This is a genomic window from Mycolicibacter heraklionensis, assembly GCF_001021505.1.
Taxonomy (GTDB): Bacteria; Actinomycetota; Actinomycetes; order Mycobacteriales; family Mycobacteriaceae; genus Mycobacterium; species Mycobacterium heraklionense.
On the sequence record NZ_LDPO01000006.1, the window covers coordinates 155,425 to 174,162 of the forward strand.

General features: G+C 66.7%; 16 protein-coding genes. 9 read left to right on the top strand and 7 right to left on the bottom strand.

Annotation, left to right across the window (positions count from 1 at the left end; translation table 11 throughout):
• Nucleotides 1–5: 5 nt before the first annotated feature.
• Nucleotides 6–752: a TetR/AcrR family transcriptional regulator gene (locus ABW16_RS10060; RefSeq protein WP_082134033.1), complete on the top strand. Its 747-nt coding sequence runs from the start codon at nucleotides 6–8 to the stop codon at nucleotides 750–752.
• Between the two features lie 57 nt (nucleotides 753–809).
• On the opposite strand, the gene ABW16_RS10065 is transcribed toward ABW16_RS10060, so the two are convergent.
• A complete protein-coding gene (locus tag ABW16_RS10065; protein WP_052956834.1) occupies nucleotides 810–2,192 on the bottom strand; it encodes a cellulase family glycosylhydrolase in 1,383 nt (460 codons plus the stop codon).
• Between the two features lie 175 nt (nucleotides 2,193–2,367).
• On the opposite strand from ABW16_RS10065, the gene ABW16_RS10070 reads away from it, so the two are divergent.
• Both ABW16_RS10070 and nrdF read left to right on the top strand, forming a co-directional pair.
• Entirely contained in the window at nucleotides 2,368–3,882 is a 1,515-nt protein-coding gene (locus ABW16_RS10070; protein ID WP_047319016.1) for a flavin-containing monooxygenase, read from the top strand.
• Nucleotides 3,883–3,979: 97 nt separating this feature from the next.
• Nucleotides 3,980–4,954, top strand: coding sequence for a class 1b ribonucleoside-diphosphate reductase subunit beta (nrdF, locus tag ABW16_RS10075; protein WP_412178194.1), 975 nt, complete (start codon nucleotides 3,980–3,982; stop codon nucleotides 4,952–4,954).
• On the opposite strand, the gene ABW16_RS10080 is transcribed toward nrdF, so the two are convergent.
• Together ABW16_RS10080 and ABW16_RS24315 are read right to left on the bottom strand one after the other, a co-directional pair.
• Entirely contained in the window at nucleotides 4,951–5,604 is a 654-nt protein-coding gene (locus ABW16_RS10080; RefSeq protein ID WP_052956835.1) for a DUF6308 family protein, read from the bottom strand. The genes nrdF and ABW16_RS10080 overlap by 4 nt on opposite strands.
• 68 nt (nucleotides 5,605–5,672) lie before the next feature.
• Nucleotides 5,673–5,930 (bottom strand): helix-turn-helix domain-containing protein, encoded by a 258-nt coding sequence (locus ABW16_RS24315; RefSeq protein WP_082134045.1) that lies wholly within the window; start codon nucleotides 5,928–5,930, stop codon nucleotides 5,673–5,675.
• 191 nt (nucleotides 5,931–6,121) lie between these two features.
• On the opposite strand from ABW16_RS24315, the gene ABW16_RS26885 reads away from it, so the two are divergent.
• From ABW16_RS26885 to ABW16_RS10100, 3 genes are all read left to right on the top strand, one after another.
• Entirely contained in the window at nucleotides 6,122–8,035 is a 1,914-nt protein-coding gene (locus ABW16_RS26885; RefSeq protein ID WP_052956836.1) for a hypothetical protein, read from the top strand.
• A gap of 88 nt (nucleotides 8,036–8,123) precedes the next feature.
• Entirely contained in the window at nucleotides 8,124–9,347 is a 1,224-nt protein-coding gene (locus ABW16_RS10095) for an MFS transporter (protein ID WP_047319019.1), read from the top strand.
• A gap of 10 nt (nucleotides 9,348–9,357) precedes the next feature.
• Nucleotides 9,358–9,771 (top strand): DoxX family protein, encoded by a 414-nt coding sequence (locus tag ABW16_RS10100; RefSeq protein ID WP_047319020.1) that lies wholly within the window; start codon nucleotides 9,358–9,360, stop codon nucleotides 9,769–9,771.
• A 5-nt stretch (nucleotides 9,772–9,776) separates the two neighbouring features.
• On the opposite strand, the gene ABW16_RS10105 is transcribed toward ABW16_RS10100, so the two are convergent.
• Entirely contained in the window at nucleotides 9,777–10,451 is a 675-nt protein-coding gene (locus tag ABW16_RS10105) for a FadR/GntR family transcriptional regulator (protein WP_047319021.1), read from the bottom strand.
• 150 nt (nucleotides 10,452–10,601) lie between these two features.
• Here ABW16_RS10105 and ABW16_RS10110 point away from each other — a divergent pair, with 150 nt between their 5' ends.
• Nucleotides 10,602–11,762, top strand: a complete 1,161-nt coding sequence (locus ABW16_RS10110; protein ID WP_047319088.1) for a CynX/NimT family MFS transporter — start codon at nucleotides 10,602–10,604, stop codon at nucleotides 11,760–11,762.
• An 81-nt stretch (nucleotides 11,763–11,843) separates the two neighbouring features.
• On the opposite strand, the gene ABW16_RS10115 is transcribed toward ABW16_RS10110, so the two are convergent.
• Together ABW16_RS10115 and ABW16_RS10120 are read right to left on the bottom strand one after the other, a co-directional pair.
• On the bottom strand, nucleotides 11,844–12,896 hold the full coding sequence (locus tag ABW16_RS10115; protein WP_047319022.1) for an NAD(P)-dependent alcohol dehydrogenase: 1,053 nt from the start codon (nucleotides 12,894–12,896) through the stop codon (nucleotides 11,844–11,846).
• A gap of 126 nt (nucleotides 12,897–13,022) precedes the next feature.
• Entirely contained in the window at nucleotides 13,023–14,108 is a 1,086-nt protein-coding gene (locus tag ABW16_RS10120) for an iron-siderophore ABC transporter substrate-binding protein (protein ID WP_047319023.1), read from the bottom strand.
• 138 nt (nucleotides 14,109–14,246) lie between these two features.
• Here ABW16_RS10120 and ctaD point away from each other — a divergent pair, with 138 nt between their 5' ends.
• Both ctaD and serB read left to right on the top strand, forming a co-directional pair.
• Nucleotides 14,247–15,971 carry an aa3-type cytochrome oxidase subunit I gene (gene ctaD / locus ABW16_RS10125; protein WP_047319089.1) on the top strand — a complete coding sequence of 575 codons (1,725 nt, stop codon included), beginning with the start codon at nucleotides 14,247–14,249 and terminating at the stop codon, nucleotides 15,969–15,971.
• Nucleotides 15,972–16,023: 52 nt separating this feature from the next.
• Nucleotides 16,024–17,256 carry a phosphoserine phosphatase SerB gene (gene serB, locus ABW16_RS10130; RefSeq protein ID WP_200900638.1) on the top strand — a complete coding sequence of 411 codons (1,233 nt, stop codon included), beginning with the start codon at nucleotides 16,024–16,026 and terminating at the stop codon, nucleotides 17,254–17,256.
• On the opposite strand, the gene ABW16_RS10135 is transcribed toward serB, so the two are convergent.
• Nucleotides 17,253–18,638: a PE-PPE domain-containing protein gene (locus tag ABW16_RS10135; RefSeq protein ID WP_047319024.1), complete on the bottom strand. Its 1,386-nt coding sequence runs from the start codon at nucleotides 18,636–18,638 to the stop codon at nucleotides 17,253–17,255. The genes serB and ABW16_RS10135 overlap by 4 nt on opposite strands.
• Nucleotides 18,639–18,738 lie beyond the last annotated feature (100 nt).

Consider the following 18,738-nt stretch of genomic DNA (forward strand, 5'->3'; position numbering starts at 1 on the left):
GTAAGGTGCTTGACGTGCGCGGAACGACGAGACCCAAGCCGGCCGAAAACGGCGGGCAGAAGGTCGACGCGCGCAGCGAGCGCTGGCGCGAACACCGCAAGAAGGTCCGCAGCGAGATCGTCGACGCCGCCTTCCGGTCCATCGACCGGCTCGGCCCTGAAGTGAGCGTGCGCGAGATCGCCGAGGAAGCCGGTACCGCCAAGCCCAAGATCTACCGGCATTTCGCCGACAAGGACGACCTGTTCGAGGCCGTCGGGGCTCGGCTGCGCGACGACCTGTGGACGGCGATCTTCGCCTCGATCGACGTCGCCACCAACTCGCTGCGCGACATCGTCCAGCGCAGCGTCGAAGAGTACGTCACCCTGGTCGACGAGCACCCCAATGTGCTGCGGTTCTTCATCCAGGGGCGGGCGCGAGCGCAGGCCGAGTCGAGGATGCGGGCACTCAACGAAGGCCGGACCATCACGCTGGCGATGGCCGAGATGATCAACAACGAACTGCAGGACCTGGACCTCAACCGCGGCGCGCTGGATCTGGCCGCATTCGCGGCCTTCGGCAGTGCGACCTCGGCCACGGACTGGTGGCTTGGGCCGGAATTGGACAGCCCGCGGCGCATGCCCCGCGACACCTTCGTGGACTACCTGACAACGATCATGATCAGTGTCGTCGGCGGCACCGCCCAGAACCTCGGCATCGTGATGGACCCCGATCAGCCGATCCAGGCGGCGGTCCGGAGTCGACCGGTCGCCTGATCATCCGGCGGACGGGTCCGGCGAACCCGAGCGGGCGACACGCTGAGTGCTGGACCTTTACAACCCGAGGTCGAGCAACACGCTGATGGTGTCCACGACCAGTGGTTTGGTGGCCTCCAGGAATTGGGTCGTGGTCGCGGTGATGAAGTCGGACAGCGCAGTGAACGCCTGCTGCAGCGGCTCCGGCAGCACTTGGTAGATCGCCGCGACGATGGCGTTGGGGATGATCAGCCCCTGGTTGATCACGCCGGCGACCATCGTGGCCAGCTGGAGGTAGACCACCTCGGCGTCGGGCAGCAGGGGGGCGGCGTAGTCCGGCAGGGTGCCGTTGGCGTTCGCGGCGATGAGGTTGGCCAGCACCTCGGCAGCCAGCTTCGGCGTGCCGTCGTCGGTGAACAGCCCGAAGTTGCCCTCGTGGTTGAGCGCCCCGGTCACCAGGTCTTGCGCGCTGTAGACGAACGCCGGCCCGGCGAAGGGGAGCTTGGACCAGGCGATCAGGAAGTCTTCGAGGAAATTGGCCTGCACGGTCTCGCTCACACCGAACACCGGGGTGGTGGCATTGCCGTACTCGGTGGCCCAGATCTTCAGATCGCCGTCACCATTGGCGGCCATGATCGCATTCAGTGCCTGGACCTGCTCCAGAGGTGAGTTGGTCACGCCCAGGCCCGCGGAGAACGGCAGCGTGTAGTGGTAGGGGTGGTAGCTCACCGCGTCGAAATAGCCGTGCGCCCCGCTGGCGTACATCTGCTCCAGGAACTCTTGGGGACTGACGCTGAGCCCGGCGATGGTGGTGGTGGCGCCCAACGCTCCCGCCAGCACGGTGGCGTCGGGGTCGGCCGCTTTGATCGCGGTGTAGGCGGCCTGCAGCACGGTGGTGTAGGTCTCGGCGCTGACCGGGGCGTAGAAGATCACCCCGTTGGGCTCGTTCCAGATCTCATACGACGAGATCTCGGCGCCGTAGCGTTCGGCGACCTCGGCGGCGAAGTTCGCATAGGCGGTCGGGTCGGGTGCGCCCGAGATGAGGGGGCCGTCCCAGGCGGGGTTGCCGGTGATCGCGGCGGTGATCGTGAAGCCCATCGAATGCGCCGTGTTGATGACGTTGTCCATCTGGGCCCAGTCATAGCTGGTGGCGGTGGGCTGAATGTAGAGCCACGGCACGCCCAGCCGCAGATCGGTGACCCCGAGGTCGCGGATCTCGCTGAGCTGGGCGACGAGGTCGGACTGGTTGAGGTTGTACAGATCGGAGTCTGCCACCCCGAAAACCTGGGTGGCGACATCGCTGGTCTCGGCGTTGACGAGGGTGATCGTCGCCAGCTGGATCACCTGCGGGGCCGGGATCGGCGGGGCGGCAACGACATTGGCCGCAGGCACGCTGGCGGCGCCGGTCAGGGTTGAAACGGCCAGGAGGGCCGCGGCGAGGGCCGTTTGGATGCGACGCACGGATATCAACTACGGGACCGCCTCGACAGTGATGGTGAGGCTTGAGGGTATCGCCGACGCGGGAGAAATTTCAGGTCAAGCAGAAGACGCCCTCAAGTGGGGTGGCCGCGCCGTTGACGGACTCAGGTCCGGCAAACACACTGAACATCGATACCCCTGAAGGGAGGGATGCGCGATGACCCTGGCCGACCCCACCGCCGAGGACACCGGACAACGTGCACCGGTGCACACCCGGGCGCTCATCATCGGGACCGGGTTTTCCGGCCTGGGCATGGCTATCGCGCTACAGAAGCAGGGCGTGGAGTTCCTCATCCTGGAGAAGGCCGACGAGATCGGCGGGACCTGGCGCGACAACACCTATCCCGGATGCGCCTGCGACGTGCCGTCGCATCTCTACTCGTTCTCGTTCGAGCCGAAGGCCACGTGGAGCAAGCTGTTTTCGCCGCAGCCGGAGATCTTCGACTACCTCAAGGGCGTCACCGACAAGTACGGGTTGCGCCGCCACATCCGGTTCGGTGAGCGCGTCGAGCGCGCGCATTGGGACGACGGCGAATACCGCTGGCATGTGTTCACCGACTCCGGACGGGAGTACGTCGCGCAGTTCGTCATCTCCGGCGCCGGTGGCCTGCACATCCCGCGCCTGCCTGAGATCGAGGGGATAGAGCAGTTCGAGGGTGCGATGTTCCACTCCGCCCAGTGGGATCACAGCGTCGAGTTGGCCGGCAAGAAGGTCGCGGTGATCGGCACCGGCGCCAGTGCCATCCAGATCGTTCCGGAACTGGTACGCAACGCCGACGTCGCGCAGGTGCAGCTGTATCAGCGCACCCCGCCGTGGGTGGTGCCGCGGCCCAACGCGCCCTTCCCGCGGGCGCTGCTCAAAGCGTTCGCGACGGTCCCGGGGTTGCGGCTGGCGGTGCGTTGGGGGATCTACTGGTGGCTGGAAGGCCTGGGCTACGCGATGACCAAGCGGCCCAGCCTGTTGCGTGCCGTCGAACTGGTCGCGAAGTGGAACATCAGGCGCAATGTGCGCGACAGGGAGCTGCGTCGTCGGCTCACGCCGAGCTACCGCGCCGGCTGCAAACGAATCCTGTACTCGCCCAACTACTATCAGGCGGTAGCCGACCCGAAGACGACGCTGATCACCGAGCGGATCACCCGGATCACTCCGACCGGGATCGTCACGGCCGACGGCGTCGAGCGTCCCGTCGACGTCATCGTGGGCGCCACCGGTTTTCACGTCACCGACTCCTACACCTACGTCGAGGTGAAGGGTCCGCACGGCGAAGACTTGGGGGACCGCTGGAACCGTGAGGGTGTGGTCGCACATCACGGCATCGCGGTGGCCGACATGCCCAATCTGTTCTTCCTGCTCGGTCCCAACACCGCGCTCGGCCACACCTCGGTGGTGTTCATGATCGAGTCGCAGATCCGCTACGTCGCGCAGGCGATCGCCGCGACCGACAAGCTCGGCGCGCAGGCATTGGCACCCACCCGCGCGGCCCAGGACCGCTACAACGCGGAGTTGCAGGACAAGCTCGCCGGATCGGTGTGGATCACCGGCGGCTGCAACAGCTGGTATCTCGACGAGCACGGTGTCAACCGGACTCTGTGGAGCGGCATGACCTGGCAGTATTGGCGGTCCACCCGCTCGTTGCGGCCCTCCGAGTACCACTTTTCCGGAGTCGGCTGACACGACACGCAGACACAACCTCTTGTGTTGAGGGGGATTGTCGGACACCAGGGGTAGTGTTTGTGGCCTAGGTGCTGGCGGATGAAATGAGGTTCTGGTGGCTGAGGGTGTGAAGCTGATCGACCGGACGTCCGCGATCAACTGGAACCGGGTGCAAGACGACAAAGACGCCGAGGTCTGGGATCGCCTGACCGGCAATTTCTGGCTGCCGGAGAAGGTGCCGGTCTCCAACGACCTGCCGTCATGGGGCACCCTGACCGATCACGAGAAGCAGCTCACGATGCGGGTGTTCACCGGGCTGACGCTGCTGGACACCATCCAGGGCACGGTCGGGGCGGTCAGCCTGATTCCCGACTCGCTGACCCCGCACGAGCAGGCGGTCTACACCAACATCGCGTTCATGGAGTCGGTGCACGCTAAGAGCTACAGCCAGATTTTCTCCACGCTGTGTTCCACCAATGAGATCGATGACGCGTTCCGCTGGTCGGAGGAGAACCCCAACCTGCAGCGCAAGGCCGAGATCGTCATGCAGTACTACCGGGGTGACGAGCCGCTCAAGCGCAAGGTGGCCTCCACCCTGCTGGAAAGCTTCCTGTTCTACTCGGGCTTCTACCTGCCGATGTACTGGTCGAGCCGGGCCAAGCTGACCAACACCGCCGACATGATCCGGCTGATCATCCGCGACGAGGCGGTGCACGGCTACTACATCGGCTACAAGTATCAGCGCGGCCTGGCCCTCGTCGACGAGGCGAAGCGGGCCGAGCTCAAGGAGTACACCTACGACCTGCTCTACGAGCTCTACGAGAACGAGGTCGAGTACACCCAGGATCTGTACGACGATGTCGGCCTGACCGAGGACGTGAAGAAGTTCTTGCGCTACAACGCAAATAAGGCGTTGATGAACCTGGGCTACGAGGCGCTGTTCCCGCGCGAGGAGACCGACGTGAACCCGGCGATCTTGTCGGCGCTGTCGCCCAACGCCGACGAGAACCACGACTTCTTCTCCGGTTCCGGGTCGTCGTACGTGATCGGCAAGGCCGTCGTCACCGAAGACGAGGACTGGGAGTTCTAGTCCGGCTGGGTTAGCGATCCGTGCATCCACACGACGATGTCGATGACACGCAAGGGTGTGACGGTTTCAGGTAGGTCCGCAGCGCGGTGGAGTTCGACCGCGTGGTTATGCAGTCGCCGGTTATCCGCAAGGAGCGCTTCACGCATGCCGAACCACAACCCGCGTGCATCTTTGAGGCCGTACTGAGCGCCGACCACAGAATCGTAGATCGGCAGCAATCGGGGCCGCTTGCGAGCCAGCAGCTTGCTCGTCGTCACTGGCCCGAAGTGCTTCCAGCGGGCGCCATCGGGACGGCATAACTTCCACAAGCGATCCGCGGGTGAGCCTTGTCCAAGGTGGGCGTCGGTTGCGTCGACCAAGTCGAGATCGGGGCTGATCTGCTCGAGAAGTTCGGTGAACTCTTGGGCAAGATCGGTGCCAAGGATCGCAATGGATGCCCATGCAGATCCCTGGACAGACAGGGTGTTCAGTGCCAGCAGGTCAGCGGCTGTCACCGTGTTGACCGTCGCCGGATCGTTCCACGGATGGCCGAGTGTCTCGAAATGCCAGCCCGTGTACTCCTGCCGGTATTGACGGAGTAGCTCTACTGCTTGGTCGGCGAACTCTTCTTGCAGCACAGATGGCATGCGCAGCGCGGCGTGCTGGATCACAGAGGCCTCCCAGGACTGGTCGATTCTTGGTCCGTACCGACTCTGAACGCCAGGCTAGTAGCCTGGTCCTACGAGCCTTCCATCAGTTCGCTGACTGGAACCCCAAGTGCATCGGCCAGGTCGAATAGCCGCTCGTAGAGCAGGCTGCGCCGGCCATGCTCTACGTCGATCAAGACATTGCGGGTAACCCCGGACTTGAGCGCCAGGGCTTCTTGAGTGATGCCGAGTTCGGTTCGCAGCGTGCGGATTCGGAAGCCGACGTCTATGCGTCGCTGCGCCCACGCAGCAGCCCGCTCGGGATCGGTGTGTCCGGGGCGCGTGGGCACCTGTACCACTAACCGGACAATGGCCGCGGGTGTCTGCCCTACTAGTGTTACATTCATCGGAATTGTGGTGCACCCAGGTTCGCCACAGCTGAATCCAAGGATCTTCAAGGAAGGCCGTTCCGACGAGTCGTCGTTACGGGCAGCGTTGCCCTGGCCGGGTGGGTACAGCAGGTTCGCGCGCATCGGGCGCCGTGGCTGCCATCGGTGCGTTCCTGGCTTTCGGAGTGGCGCCGGTGGCGGTCGCGCCGTCTGCGCAGGCGGAGGATTTCGACTGGTTTGATCTGTCGGGAGTCGATGGTCCGGGATCGGCGGATGTCATTGGCGATCTGCCGGACTGGTGGTCGGACTTGGTCCCCGGGCCCCCGACGACGACACCGGACTTCCTGGCTGATCTGTACAACTCATGGTTCTACATGCCGATCCACGAGCTGCAGCAGAGCTGGATTGCCAGTGATTTCGGGGCTTGGGTCAACGACAACCTGATCAACCCGCTGCCGCAGTTGCTGTTTGGGCAAGACCTGATTGGCAACGGCGCTCCCGGAATCAGCGGTGGTTCGTTGGCCGACGCAGCGGGCGGCAACGGCGGCCTGTGGTTCGGCGACGGCGGCGCCGGCGGCACCAGCGCCGACGGGTTTGGTGGCGTGGGTGGTTCGGCCCTGGGAATGTTCGGCAACGGCGGTGCTGGTGGCACAGGCGTTGACGGAGGTGATGGAGGTGACGGCGGCGCCGGCGGCTGGCTGATGGGCATCGGCGGCAACGGCGGCAACGGCGGAATCGGGCCGTCGGGGATCGACGGTGGAGATGGCGGCATCGGTGGTGCCGGTGTGGGCATGCTCTTCGGCAACGGTGGTGCGGGCGGCGCGGGTGGCCGCGGAGGTGCGGGCGCAATCGGTGCGTCCGGAGACACAGGTGCGAACGGCGGCGACGGCACCGCCGGCGGCGCTGGCGGCAACGGCGGTGCTGGTGGCCGTGGTGCCTGGCTGTTGGGATCAGGCGGCAACGGGGGCGCCGGCGGTAACGGCGGCGCTGGTGGTCATGGCGGGTTCGGCGGCCATGGTCAGGACGCTTCAGTAGCCGGTGGAGTCGGTGGGACTGCCGGCAACGGTGGTGACGGCGCGGCAGGCGGCGCGGGCGGCAAAGCGGGGGTCGGCGGCGCGAGCGGTCTGCTTGGCGCGGTCGGGTCGACGGCGCCCGCCGGCACGGGTGGCTCTGGCGGTTACGCCGGGCCCGGCGGTTACGGTGGACGCGGTGGCGATGGCGATGCCACCCACGCTGATGGCGGCGCCGGCGGGCATGGTGGTGACCCGGGTATCGCGGGTGCTGGTGGAGCGGCTGGTGGTCCCGGCGGGGTGGCTGGCACCGCTGGTGGTGAGGCCACGAGTGGTGGTAACGGCGGTGACGGCGGAGCGGGTTATAACGCGCGGACCGACCCCAATGCGGCACCAGGCACCAACGGCGGCAACGGTGGGCATGGCGGCAATGCCGGATCAGTCGGGCGCGGGGGTAACGGCGGCAACGGTGGTGCCGGCGCCAACAGCGACGTGTCCGGCGCGGATCCAGAGATCGTCGGCAACGGAGGCAACGGTGGCGACGGCGGCACCGGTGTTACCGGCGGTGACGGTGGAACAGGAGGTGCCGGAGGCAACGGTCTGAACGGCCCTGACCACGTCGGCGGCCGGGGCGGTGGCGGCGGCGACGGCGGTTACGGCATTGACACCGGCGGGGGCGGCGGCGCAGGCGGCAACGGCGGCTATGGCTGGGGTAACAACGCGGTCGGTGGCAGCGGTGGCAACGGCGGCAACGGCGGTGCCGCAGGCAATATCGGCGGCCACGGCGGCCTAGGCGGCAGAGGCGGTGTGGGTAGCCCCTACGGCGGCCTCAACGTGACCGGTGGCAACGGCGGCGCCGGCGGAGATGGCGGCAGCGCAGAGCGCATAGGCGGTGATGGCGGCGACGGCGGCGATGGGGGCTCCGCCGTCAACTACAACATTGGCCCGACAGACGACTTGCACGGCGGTGCGGGCGGGGCTGGTGGTAGCGCAGGTAGTGGAGGTGACCAGAACGGGTCTCCCGGTAGCGTCGGTCAACCGGGGGCGCCGCAGTAGGGTCGCGTACCAGCTGAAACAGGCGGAGCGCCAACATTTCCCGGCGGATTACCCCGCTCCGCTACCAGTACCGTGCTTACATAGCCGAATGACGGTTGTCGCCAACCCGGAAACCCGAACCCAGCAGTTCGTCAACCTGTTGCTGGCCACCGGTGTCTCGGTCATCTGCTTCTGGGCGTGGACGTTGATCGGCCCGCTGTCGACGCAATACACCGCCGCGATGAAGTTGAGCACCACCGCCCAGGCGCTGATGGTGGCCACCCCGATCCTGGTCGGCGCGCTGGGCCGGATTGCCACCGGACTGATGACCGACCGCTTCGGGGGCCGCACCATGTTCATCGGGGTCTCGCTGGCCTCGATTGCCCCGGTACTGGTGGTCGGGTATGCGGCAAAGATCGGTTCCTATCCGCTGATGCTGGCGGCGGGGTTCTTCCTCGGCGTGGCCGGCACCGTCTTTGCGATCGGAATCCCGTTCGCCAACAACTGGTTTGCCCCCGAACGCCGCGGCTTCGCCACCGGAGTGTTCGGCATGGGCATGGTGGGTACCGCGGTGTCGGCGTTCTTCACCCCGCGGTTCGTCAGGTGGTTCGGGCTGTTCACCACCCATCTCATAGTTGCGGGGGCCCTGGCGGTTTCGGCGCTGCTGTGTGTGGTGCTGATGCACAACGGCCCGCGCTTCGTGCCCAACACCACCCCGGTGCTGCCGAAGCTCAAATCCGCCGCACGGCTGCGGGTCACCTGGGAGATGTCGCTGCTGTACGGGCTGGTCTTCGGCGGCTTCGTGGCCTTCTGCAGCTACCTGCCCATCTACATCAAGACGGTCTACGACTTCTCCGCGGTCGGCGCGGGGGAGCGCACCGCCGCGTTCGCGCTGGCCGCGGTGCTGGCCCGGCTGCTCGGCGGAACACTGGCCGACCACATCGCGCCCAAGTACGTCGTGTTGGCCTCGCTGGCCGGTATCGCCGTGCAGACACTGATCTCGGTATTCAAACCGCCCGCCGATATCTGGTCGGGTCTGACGTTTCTGCCGCTGGCGGTCGCGCTCGGCATCGGCACCGGCGGGGTGTTCGCCTGGGTGTCGCGCCGTGCCCCGGCCGGTTCCGTCGGCTCGGTCACCGGGATCGTCGCCGCGGTCGGCGGTTTGGGAGGCTACTTCCCGCCGCTGGTGATGGGCGCAACTTACGATCCGGCCCGCAACAGCTACGCGGTGGGATTGCTGCTCCTGGTGGCCACGGCGGTGATCCTGTTCGGCTACACCGCGGTGTATTTGCGCGCGCAAGAACCTATCGCTTCACAATCACCGTCGAGTTGAGGGAGACACGATGACGACAAACGCCGACCCCACCACACCGCGACGTTCCCGGGCGTGGATCACCGGAGCCGCGATCACCGCTCTGCTGGGGCTTTTCTTCGCGTTCGACAGCATCCCCAAGATCCTGGGCGTGCCGTTTGCCCGCGAAGCCACCGAAGCGCTCGGTTTTTCGCCAGACAAGACCGCGGTGATCGGCTGGGTTCTGCTGGTGTGTCTGGCCGTCTTCCTGATCCCGCGCACCGCGGTGCTGGGTGCGCTGGGCCTGACCGCCTACCTGGGCGGGGCGGTCACCATCAACCTGCATGCCGACAAGCCGCTGGCGGGCTTCGTGCTATCCGGGGTATATGTCGGAGTGCTGATGTGGATCGGCCTCATCTTGCGGCGACCGGAACTGTTGCGAGTGTTGGGGCTCCGGCGCGACTGAGCATCTCAACGGGGCGGTAGCTGGTCCAGCAGTTCGTCGAGGAATCCGCCCGCCTCACGCCCGGCCGCCTCGACATCGGCGGCGGCGATCGCCTCCACCAAGCCCCGGTGCCGGATCTGGTCCGCCTCCACCGGTTTCGCGCTCGTCGTGGCCACACTGGCCATGACCACCTCGGTGAGCCCGCAGTACAGCTCGGTCAACACCGGATTGTGCGAGCAGCGGACCACCGCGAGATGGAAATCGGTGTCGGCCCGGACGAAGTCTTCGTGCCGGCCCTGCTGCTGGTGGCTGTCGCGGCGATCCAACAGCGCGCGCAGCTCGGCCAGATCCTCCTCGGTGCGGGCGGCCGCGGCCAGGCGTGCCCCTTCCACCTCCAGGCAACGCCGCACCTGGAGCACGTCGCGCAGCTGCGGGCCGCACAGCCGACGTACCGCGCCGGACACCTCGCTGGTGGCGCGCACGTAGGTTCCGTCGCCCTGGCGGACCTCCAGGATGCCGCTATGGGCGAGCGCCCGGACCGCCTCACGCACGGTATTGCGGCCGACGCCCAGCGCGTCAGCGAGCTCTGGCTCGGTGGGGATTCGCGTATCGACCGGCCATTCCCCACCAGTCACTGAGGCGCGAAGCTGCTCAATCACCTGATCTACCAAGCCGGTGCGGCGGGTGGTGACCAACGGCACAGCATCCTCCCTTCATCCAATCATAGGATGTATGCGATCCTACGTTAGGTGACCCGCACCGCCCGCACTGCGCGCACCGAAACGCTCAGCCAGTACGAGCACGACCTCGAGCTGGAGCTTGAGGGTGCCGCCGAATTCCGGCCCGCGACTATGGCAGCCGGCGGCGCACTGCTGACCGTTGCGGTGGTCTTGACCGCGCTGAACCTGCGTCCCGCGATTACCAGTGTGGGGCCCCTGCTCCCGGAGATGCGTGGAGCATTGGGCACCTCGGACACCTGGGCCGGCGTCCTGACCACGTTGCCCGGTCTGTGCTTCGCCGCCGCCGGGCTGGGTGCGCCGTGGTTGTCGCGGCGGATCGGGCTGGGGCGCACGGTTTCGGCGGCGCTGCTCATACTTGTTGCGGGACTGCTGATCCGGGTTTGGGACGGGCCCTTGGTGGTGCTCGGCGGAACACTGGTGGCGACCGCCGGCATCGCTTTGATCAACGTGCTAATCCCGGTGATCATCCGAGGATCCTTCCCGGCGCAGGTCGGGCTGATGACCGGCGTCTACACCGCGGCACTGCAAGGGGGAGGGGCGCTGGGCTCCGCGGTCACCCCGGTCCTCGACGACGCGCTGGGCGGCTGGCGCTCAGCCCTGGGCGCCTGGAGTGCGCTGGCGCTGCTGGCCTTGGCGGCCTGGGTGATCGGTGCTCGCGGATTCGACCGGCCCGGGGCCGCCGCGCCCGTGGCCACGGCGAAAGGCCGGTCGCTGCTGCGCAGCAGGCTGGCCTGGACGGTCACGCTGTTCTTCGGTACCCAGTCGTTCCTCGCCTACGTGGTGATGGGCTGGCTGCCCGAGGTGCTGATCGACAACGGAACCAGCGAAACGAGCGCCGGGCTGCTGCTCGGCCTGATCTCGCTGATCGCGGTGCCGATCAGCTTGATCGTCTCGCCGCTGGCCGCCCGCCGCGACAGCCAAAGCGGATGGATCGTCGGACTGGGGGTGCTCGGCATCGCCGGAATGCTCGGTCTGCTGATCGCGCCGGCGGCCGCACCACTGCTGTGGAGCGTGCTGGTGGGCCTGGGGATGAGCGTGTTCTCGTTGGCGCTCACCGTGATTGCACTGCGAGCCCGCGACGCGCAGGACACCGCGAGCCTGTCGGGGATGGCCCAGGGCTTCGGCTACCTGCTCGCCGGTGCCGGCCCGTTCCTGTTCGGCCTGTTGCACCACGTCAGTGGTGGGTGGACCGTGCCGTGGCTCATGATGCTGGCTGTCTACCTGGTGCAGACGGTGGCGGGTGCGCTAGCGGGGCGCAACCGCTACGTCTGAGCAGCCACCGCCGAACGTGCACTGAGACCGGGGATTTCGCGAACTTTTCGGTCTGATTACACGCTCGGCGAACGCTGGGTGCTAGATGGTGCGCAACGACTCGGTGTCGATGACGAAGCGGTAGCGCACGTCGGACGCCAGCACCCGCTCATAGGCGGTGTTGATGTAATCCGGTTCGATGACCTCGATTTCAGGGCGTACGTCGTGCTCGGCGCAGAAGTTCAGCATCTCCTGCGTCTCGGCGATCCCGCCGATCAGAGAGCCCGACACGCTGCGACGCATCCGGACCAGGGGGCCCGGCGGCACCGCCAGGGATCCTTCGGGCATGCCCAATTCGACCAGCGTGCCGTCCAGGGTAAGCAGGTTCAGGTACGCGCCCAGGTCCAGGCTCGCCGAGACGGTGTTCAAGATGACGTCGAAGTTCCCGCGCAGCTGCTTGAACGTCTGCGGGTCACTGGTGGCGTAGTAATGCTCGGCGCCCAACCGCAGGCCGTCCTCCATCTTCTTCAGCGACTGGGACAGCACGGTGACGTCGGCGCCCATCGCCTTGCCGAGCTTGACGGCCATGTGGCCCAGGCCGCCGAGGCCGATGACCGCAATCCGCTTGCCCGGGCCGACATTCCAGTGTCGCAGCGGCGAATAGGTCGTGACTCCGGCGCACAGCAGCGGAGCGGCGGCGTCCAGGGGAATCTCGTCCGGGATGCTCAGCACGTAGTTCTCGTCGACGACGATCGCGCCGCTGTAGCCGCCCTGGGTGGGCTGCCCATCGCGGCCGACGCCGGCATAGGTGCCGATCATGCCGCCGCCGGTGCAGTACTGCTCATGTCCGGCCAGGCAGCTGGGGCACTCGCGGCAGGAGTCGACGAAGCAACCGACGCCGACACGGTCGCCCACTTTGAACTTGGTCACCCCTGACCCCACAGCGGTGACCACGCCGGCGATCTCGTGGCCGGGAACCAGGGGGTACTGCGGACGGCCCCACTCGGCTTTGACGGTGTGGATGTCAGAGTGGCAGATGCCGGCGAAGGCGATGTCGAACACGACATCGTGCGGTCCGGGGTCCCGGCGAGTGATGGTGGTCTTGCTCAGCGGGGCGTCGGGCGCGGTGGCGGCATAGGCGGAAACGGTGCTCATAGTGGAGGTTCCTCTTCGGATATGCATCAACTCGTAAAAACATAGCTTAGCAAAGTTATTTGCTGCGAAGCTCGTCCGAATGCGGTGAGTTCGGTCACCGCGGGCGTCGGGAGTAGCGGCGCCGGCTCAGTTGATCGGCGCGTTCACCCAGCGCAGGTCCTCGACCACGCCGCGTGCGGCGACCGGTCCCTGCCCGGCCTGCCACACCTCGTTGTTGACGACGAACACCCGGCTGTCCCGGTTGGCCGCCAGCCGTCGCCAGGCGACGCTGTCAAACACCGTGGCTGCCCGGGCCTTAGCCGCCGGTGAGGTAAGGGACACGTAGATGATGTCGCCGTCGGCCGCCGAGAAGTCCGCTCGGCCGGCCAGATCGGCGTCGTTCGCGGGGATCTCGAGGTAGGGCTGGTCGGTGAACCGCTGCAACGGCGGCCGGTCCACCCCGACGGCCTTGAGCACGCTGGCGGCGAAGCCGGACGCCCCGTAGACCCGCACGCTGTTGTCGGTGAGTGCAACCACCGACACCTGGAAGTGGGTCGCGTCGGCGACCTCGCGGGTGTCGGCGGCATCCGCGCTGAACTTCTCGAGCACGTCGTCGGCGGCGCCGGTGCGCGCGGTCGCGGCGCCGACACCGCGCACGTTGTCCTCCCACGCCGCGCCCGGCGCCCCGGTGAACACGGTGGGGGCGATCGCGGCCAGCTCCGCATATCCCGGCGTCAGGCCCTGCGCACCCAGGATCAGGTCCGGGTGCAGCGCGGCGATGGCGTCGGTATCGGGCTTGCTGGCCGAGCCCACGGAAGGGACACCGTGCACTACCGCACCCAAGTAGGACGGCTGGTTCTCGGAGCCGTCCGGCACCGCGGCGCCGACCAACCGTGACTGCAGACCCAGGGCGCACAGCGTGTCCAGCTGGTCGCCGGAGAGCACCACGATGCGCTCCGCCTGCTCAGGTACCTCGACGCTCGCCGGTTCCACCTCGGCCGCGTTGTGAGCCCAGCGCATCGAGGGCCCGGGGTCCGGGTGCGCCGGCTCCGCCGCGCAGGACTCGTCGGGGCGTCGGTCATTGCCGAGCACACCGGCGCCGGCGACCATCGTCGTCGTGGTGGAGATCGAGGTGGGGGACGTTTCTGAGGCATCGCCCCCGCATCCGGCGGCCGTGAGCAAGGTCACGGCAAGCGTTACTGCGGACACCGCCCGCCGGTCCACCCTGGTCACGCCGTGACGTTAACACCCACGGCGGAGCACTCCTCGAGGAGACGAATACGACAGTTTGTAGGAGGCCTATACCGGCGGGGCGACGCTCGGGGTTAGGATTCGACCAAGTTTCCCGGGATGCCCATGTTTGGAGGAATCTTGACCGCCGAAGCACCCCCACGCGCAGAACTCGAGGCCAGTCGGCCCTTCCCTGCGTTGATGGGCCCCAAGGGCAGCCTGCTGTACAAGATGATCACCACCACCGATCACAAGCTGATCGGCATCATGTACTGCGTCGCCTGTATGGCCTTCTTCTTCATCGGCGGCCTGCTCGCGCTGCTGATGCGCACCGAGCTGGCGGTGCCGGGCCTGCAGTTCCTGTCCAACGAGCAGTTCAACCAGCTGTTCACCATGCACGGCACGGTGATGCTGCTGTTCTACGCCACCCCGATCGTGTTCGGGTTCTCCAACCTGGTGCTGCCGCTGCAGATCGGCGCCCCGGACGTGGCCTTCCCGCGCCTCAACGCCTTCTCGTTCTGGCTGTTCCTGTTCGGCGCGACGATTGCTCTGGCCGGCTTCATCACCCCCGGTGGCGCTGCCGACTTCGGCTGGACCGCCTACACCCCGCTGAGCGACGCCGTGCACTCGCCGGGCGCCGGCGGTGACCTGTGGATCATGGGCCTGGCCGTCGGTGGTTTGGGCACCATCCTCGGTGCGGTGAACATGATCACCACGGTGGCCTGCATGCGTGCCCCGGGCATGACGATGTTCCGGCTGCCGATCTTCACCTGGAACATCCTGGTCACCTCGATCCTGGTGCTGATCGTCTTCCCGCTGCTGACCGCGGCGCTGCTCGGCTTGGCGGTCGACCGTCACCTGGGCGGGCACGTTTACGACTCCGCCAACGGCGGCGTGATCTTGTGGCAGCACCTGTTCTGGTTCTTCGGCCACCCCGAGGTGTACATCATTGCGCTGCCGTTCTTCGGCATCGTCAGCGAAGTGTTCCCGGTCTTCGCCCGCAAGCCGATCTTCGGCTACGTCACGCTGGTGTACGCGACCCTGAGCATCGCCGGGCTGTCGACCGCGGTGTGGGCGCACCACATGTTCGCCACCGGTGCGGTGCTGCTGCCGTTCTTCTCGCTGCTGACCCTGATGATCGCCATCCCGACCGGTCTGAAGTTCTTCAACTGGATCGGCACCCTGTGGCGGGGTCAGCTGACGTTTGAGACACCGATGCTGTTCGCGCTGGGCTTCATCGTCACCTTCCTGGCCGGTGGTCTGACCGGTGTCATGCTCGCCAGCCCGCCGCTGGACTTCCACGTCAGCGACAGCTACTTCCTGATTGCGCACTTCCACTACGTGCTGTTCGGCACCATCGTGTTCGCGACGTTCTCCGGGATCTACTTCTGGTTCCCGAAGATGACCGGCCGGCTGCTCGACGAGCGGCTGGGGAAGCTGCACTTCTGGTTGACCTTCATCGGGTTCCACACCACGTTCCTGATCCAGCACTGGTTGGGCAACATGGGTATGCCGCGCCGCTACGCCGACTACCTGCCCACCGACGGCTTCACCGCGTTCAACATCGTCTCCACGGTTGGTGCCTTCATTCTGGGGTCGTCGATGATCGCCTTCACCTGGAACGTCTTCAAGAGCTGGCGTTACGGCGAGGTCGTCACCGTCGACGACCCGTGGGGCTACGGCAACTCCCTGGAGTGGGCGACCAGCTGCCCGCCGCCGCGGCACAACTTCACCGAGCTGCCCCGGATCCGTTCGGAGCGTCCGGCTTTCGAGCTGCACTACCCGCACATGGTCGATCGGCTGCGGGCTGAGGCGCACGTCGGCCGTCACCCCGGTGACGAGCTGTACGAACCCGCAAACGCTTGATGAGCCCGGCGGGGGAGAGGCGGCGCCCGGTCGAGCCGGGCGCCCGCTGCGGGTGAGCACGCCCAAGGTGCCGGTGTTGGTCACCGTCACCGGTGTCGATCAGCCTGGCGTGACATCGGCCCTCTTCGAAGTGCTGTCCCGTCACCAGGTGGAGTTGCTCAACGTCGAACAGGTCGTGGTTCGTGGGCGGCTCACGCTGGGCGTCCTGGTGTCCGTAGCGCCGGAGGTCGCCGACGGGACCGCGTTCGCCGACGAGGTCACCACGGCGATTCACGGCGTCGGTTTGGACGTCACGATCGAGCGCAGCGACGACGCGCCGATCATCGCCGCGCCCTCCACGCACCGGATCGTGGTCCTGGGACGGCCGGTGGCCGCCACGGCGCTGGGGGCACTGGCTCACGAGATCGCGGAGATCGATGCCAACATCGACATGATCCGCGGCGTTTCCGACTACCCGGTGACCGGTCTGGAACTGCGGGTCTCGGTGCCGGTCGGCGCCGCCGGCCGGTTGCAGTCCGCGCTGAGCAAAGTCGCCGCGGAGCAGCAGGTCGACGTGGCGTTCCAGGATGCCAGCCTGTCGCGCCGGACCAAGCGCCTGATCGTGTTCGACGTCGACTCCACCTTGATTCAGGGTGAGGTCATCGAGATGCTCGCCGAGCGTGCCGGCGCGGGGGACGCGGTCGCCGCGATCACCGAGGCCGCGATGCGTGGCGAACTGGACTTTGCCGAGTCGCTGCACCACCGGGTGTCCACGCTCGCCGGCCTGCCCGCGCATGTCGTGGACGAGGTGGCCGCACAGATCGAGCTGACTCCCGGTGCCCGTACCACGGTGCGCACGCTTCGCCGTCTCGGTTTCAAGTGCGGAGTGGTGTCCGGTGGCTTCCGGCAGGTGATCGAGCCGCTGGCGGATGAGCTGCAGCTGGATTTCGTGGCGGCCAACGAGCTTGAGATCGTCGACGGCAAACTCACCGGCCGGGTGATCGGTCCGGTGGTCGACCGGGCCGGCAAGGCCGAGTCGTTGCGGGAGTTCGCTTCCCAGGCGGGGGTGCCGCTGGAGCAGACCGTGGCTGTCGGGGACGGCGCCAACGATATTGACATGCTGTCCACGGCGGGCCTGGGTGTGGCGTTCAACGCCAAGCCGGCGTTGCGCGAGGTGGCCGATGCCTCGCTGAGCTACCCGTATCTGGACACGGTGCTGTTTCTGCTCGGCGTCACCCGTGCCGAGATCGAGGCCGCCGACGCCCACGACGGCGTGCTGCGCCGAGTCGAGATTCCGCCGGTCTAGAACAGGGCGCCGACCACGATCAACGGCAGTAGCCCGATGTCGACGGCAAGTGGGATGCCGATGGCATCGAGCAGATTGCCGTCGGCGAGCTCGGACATGAATATCTCGTAGTTGTACTGGGGCAGGGTGAACAGCACTGCGCTGAGCATGTCCAACGGCGGGAAACCGGTGTGCGGCGGGAAGGTTCCGAAGAGGTCCTGCCATGTGGTGGGCACGAAGGACAGCAGCGAGCTTTCGCCGCCTTCGATGGCTTCGCCCGTCTTGAGTAACTCTTCGGCCCAGTCCGGCAGCGAGTAAACGTAGTTGGCTGGGTCCATCAAGGTGTTGAAGGCGTCCGTGATGCCCTTCTGTACACCGTCGAACAAGGCTTGCGGAACTCGTTGCAGGACATCGAGATCCGGCAAGAAACCCACCCCGGTGGGTACGTCGGCGAACCCGGGACTCCAGCCGTGCTCGATGTTGCCGTAGCCCAGGTTCACCAGCACTTCCAGGGGCGGCCCCAGCAGGTCGGCCATCGGCGGGCCGACGTACGGCAGCGCTTCCAGCGGCGCGAGCAGGGGCAGGGTGCCGGCCGGGATCATGTAGTAGTCGGTCAGGACGTCATCGGAGGAGGTCGGCAGTTCGATCGCGTTTGCGATCTCCTCGGGAGTGACCCCCAGGTAGGTCGTGTGCTCGAAGATGATGCCCATCGCCGCGTTGAGGGTGGACAAGAAGTTGAGCGGATACTGCGGGAAGTCGGCAAAGCCGTCGTATTCGTGGGTGTAGACGGTGGTGGGGAACAGATCTGCCGGCTGTGGGCCACTGAAGGTCAGCCCCAGGCTGGGGATTTCCGTGTGGACACCGGCCGGCAGGTCGAAGCGGGACAGCATCCCGCCGTTGGGCAGGCTCTCGTCACCGATCAGCACGAAGTGCACGTAGTCGCTGGGCACGTCATCATCGGCGAGCCGCTGCATCAGCAACGAGGAAATCACCGCGCTCTGCGACCAGCCGAACACCACTACGGGGTTCTCGGCGTTGACCTGACCTCCGACGATCTGTCGTAGGATCTCCAGCTCCAGGATCTGGCTGCCCTCGGCGGCCGACTGGTCGAAGGTCCCGGTGAACGGGCCCAGGAAGGGGTACAGCGCCTCGGGGGTGCTCACGATCTGGGTGGTGCCGGTGAAGCCCAGCGGTGCCAGGTAGAGCTCGTTGACCATGTCCGCGTAGGTCTGCCCCGGTGTCGGCATGCCGCTGCCGCCCATGATCAGGGCCGTTCCGCTGCCCAAGGGTGAATCGGCGCCGGTGAGCTGTGGTGCCGGGACCGCGGCGTCCGCCGGAGCGGGGGAGGCGAGCAGGCCGGCACCGACAAGGCCGACCGCGAGAACGCCGGGAATACGGAACACGAAGCCCCCTGAACCAAAACCTAAGGATTAGTGAGCGTCAACCGTGGCAAACATTACAACAATGCATCTTCGTGGCGGTATGGAGAAGATCGCCCGGAAA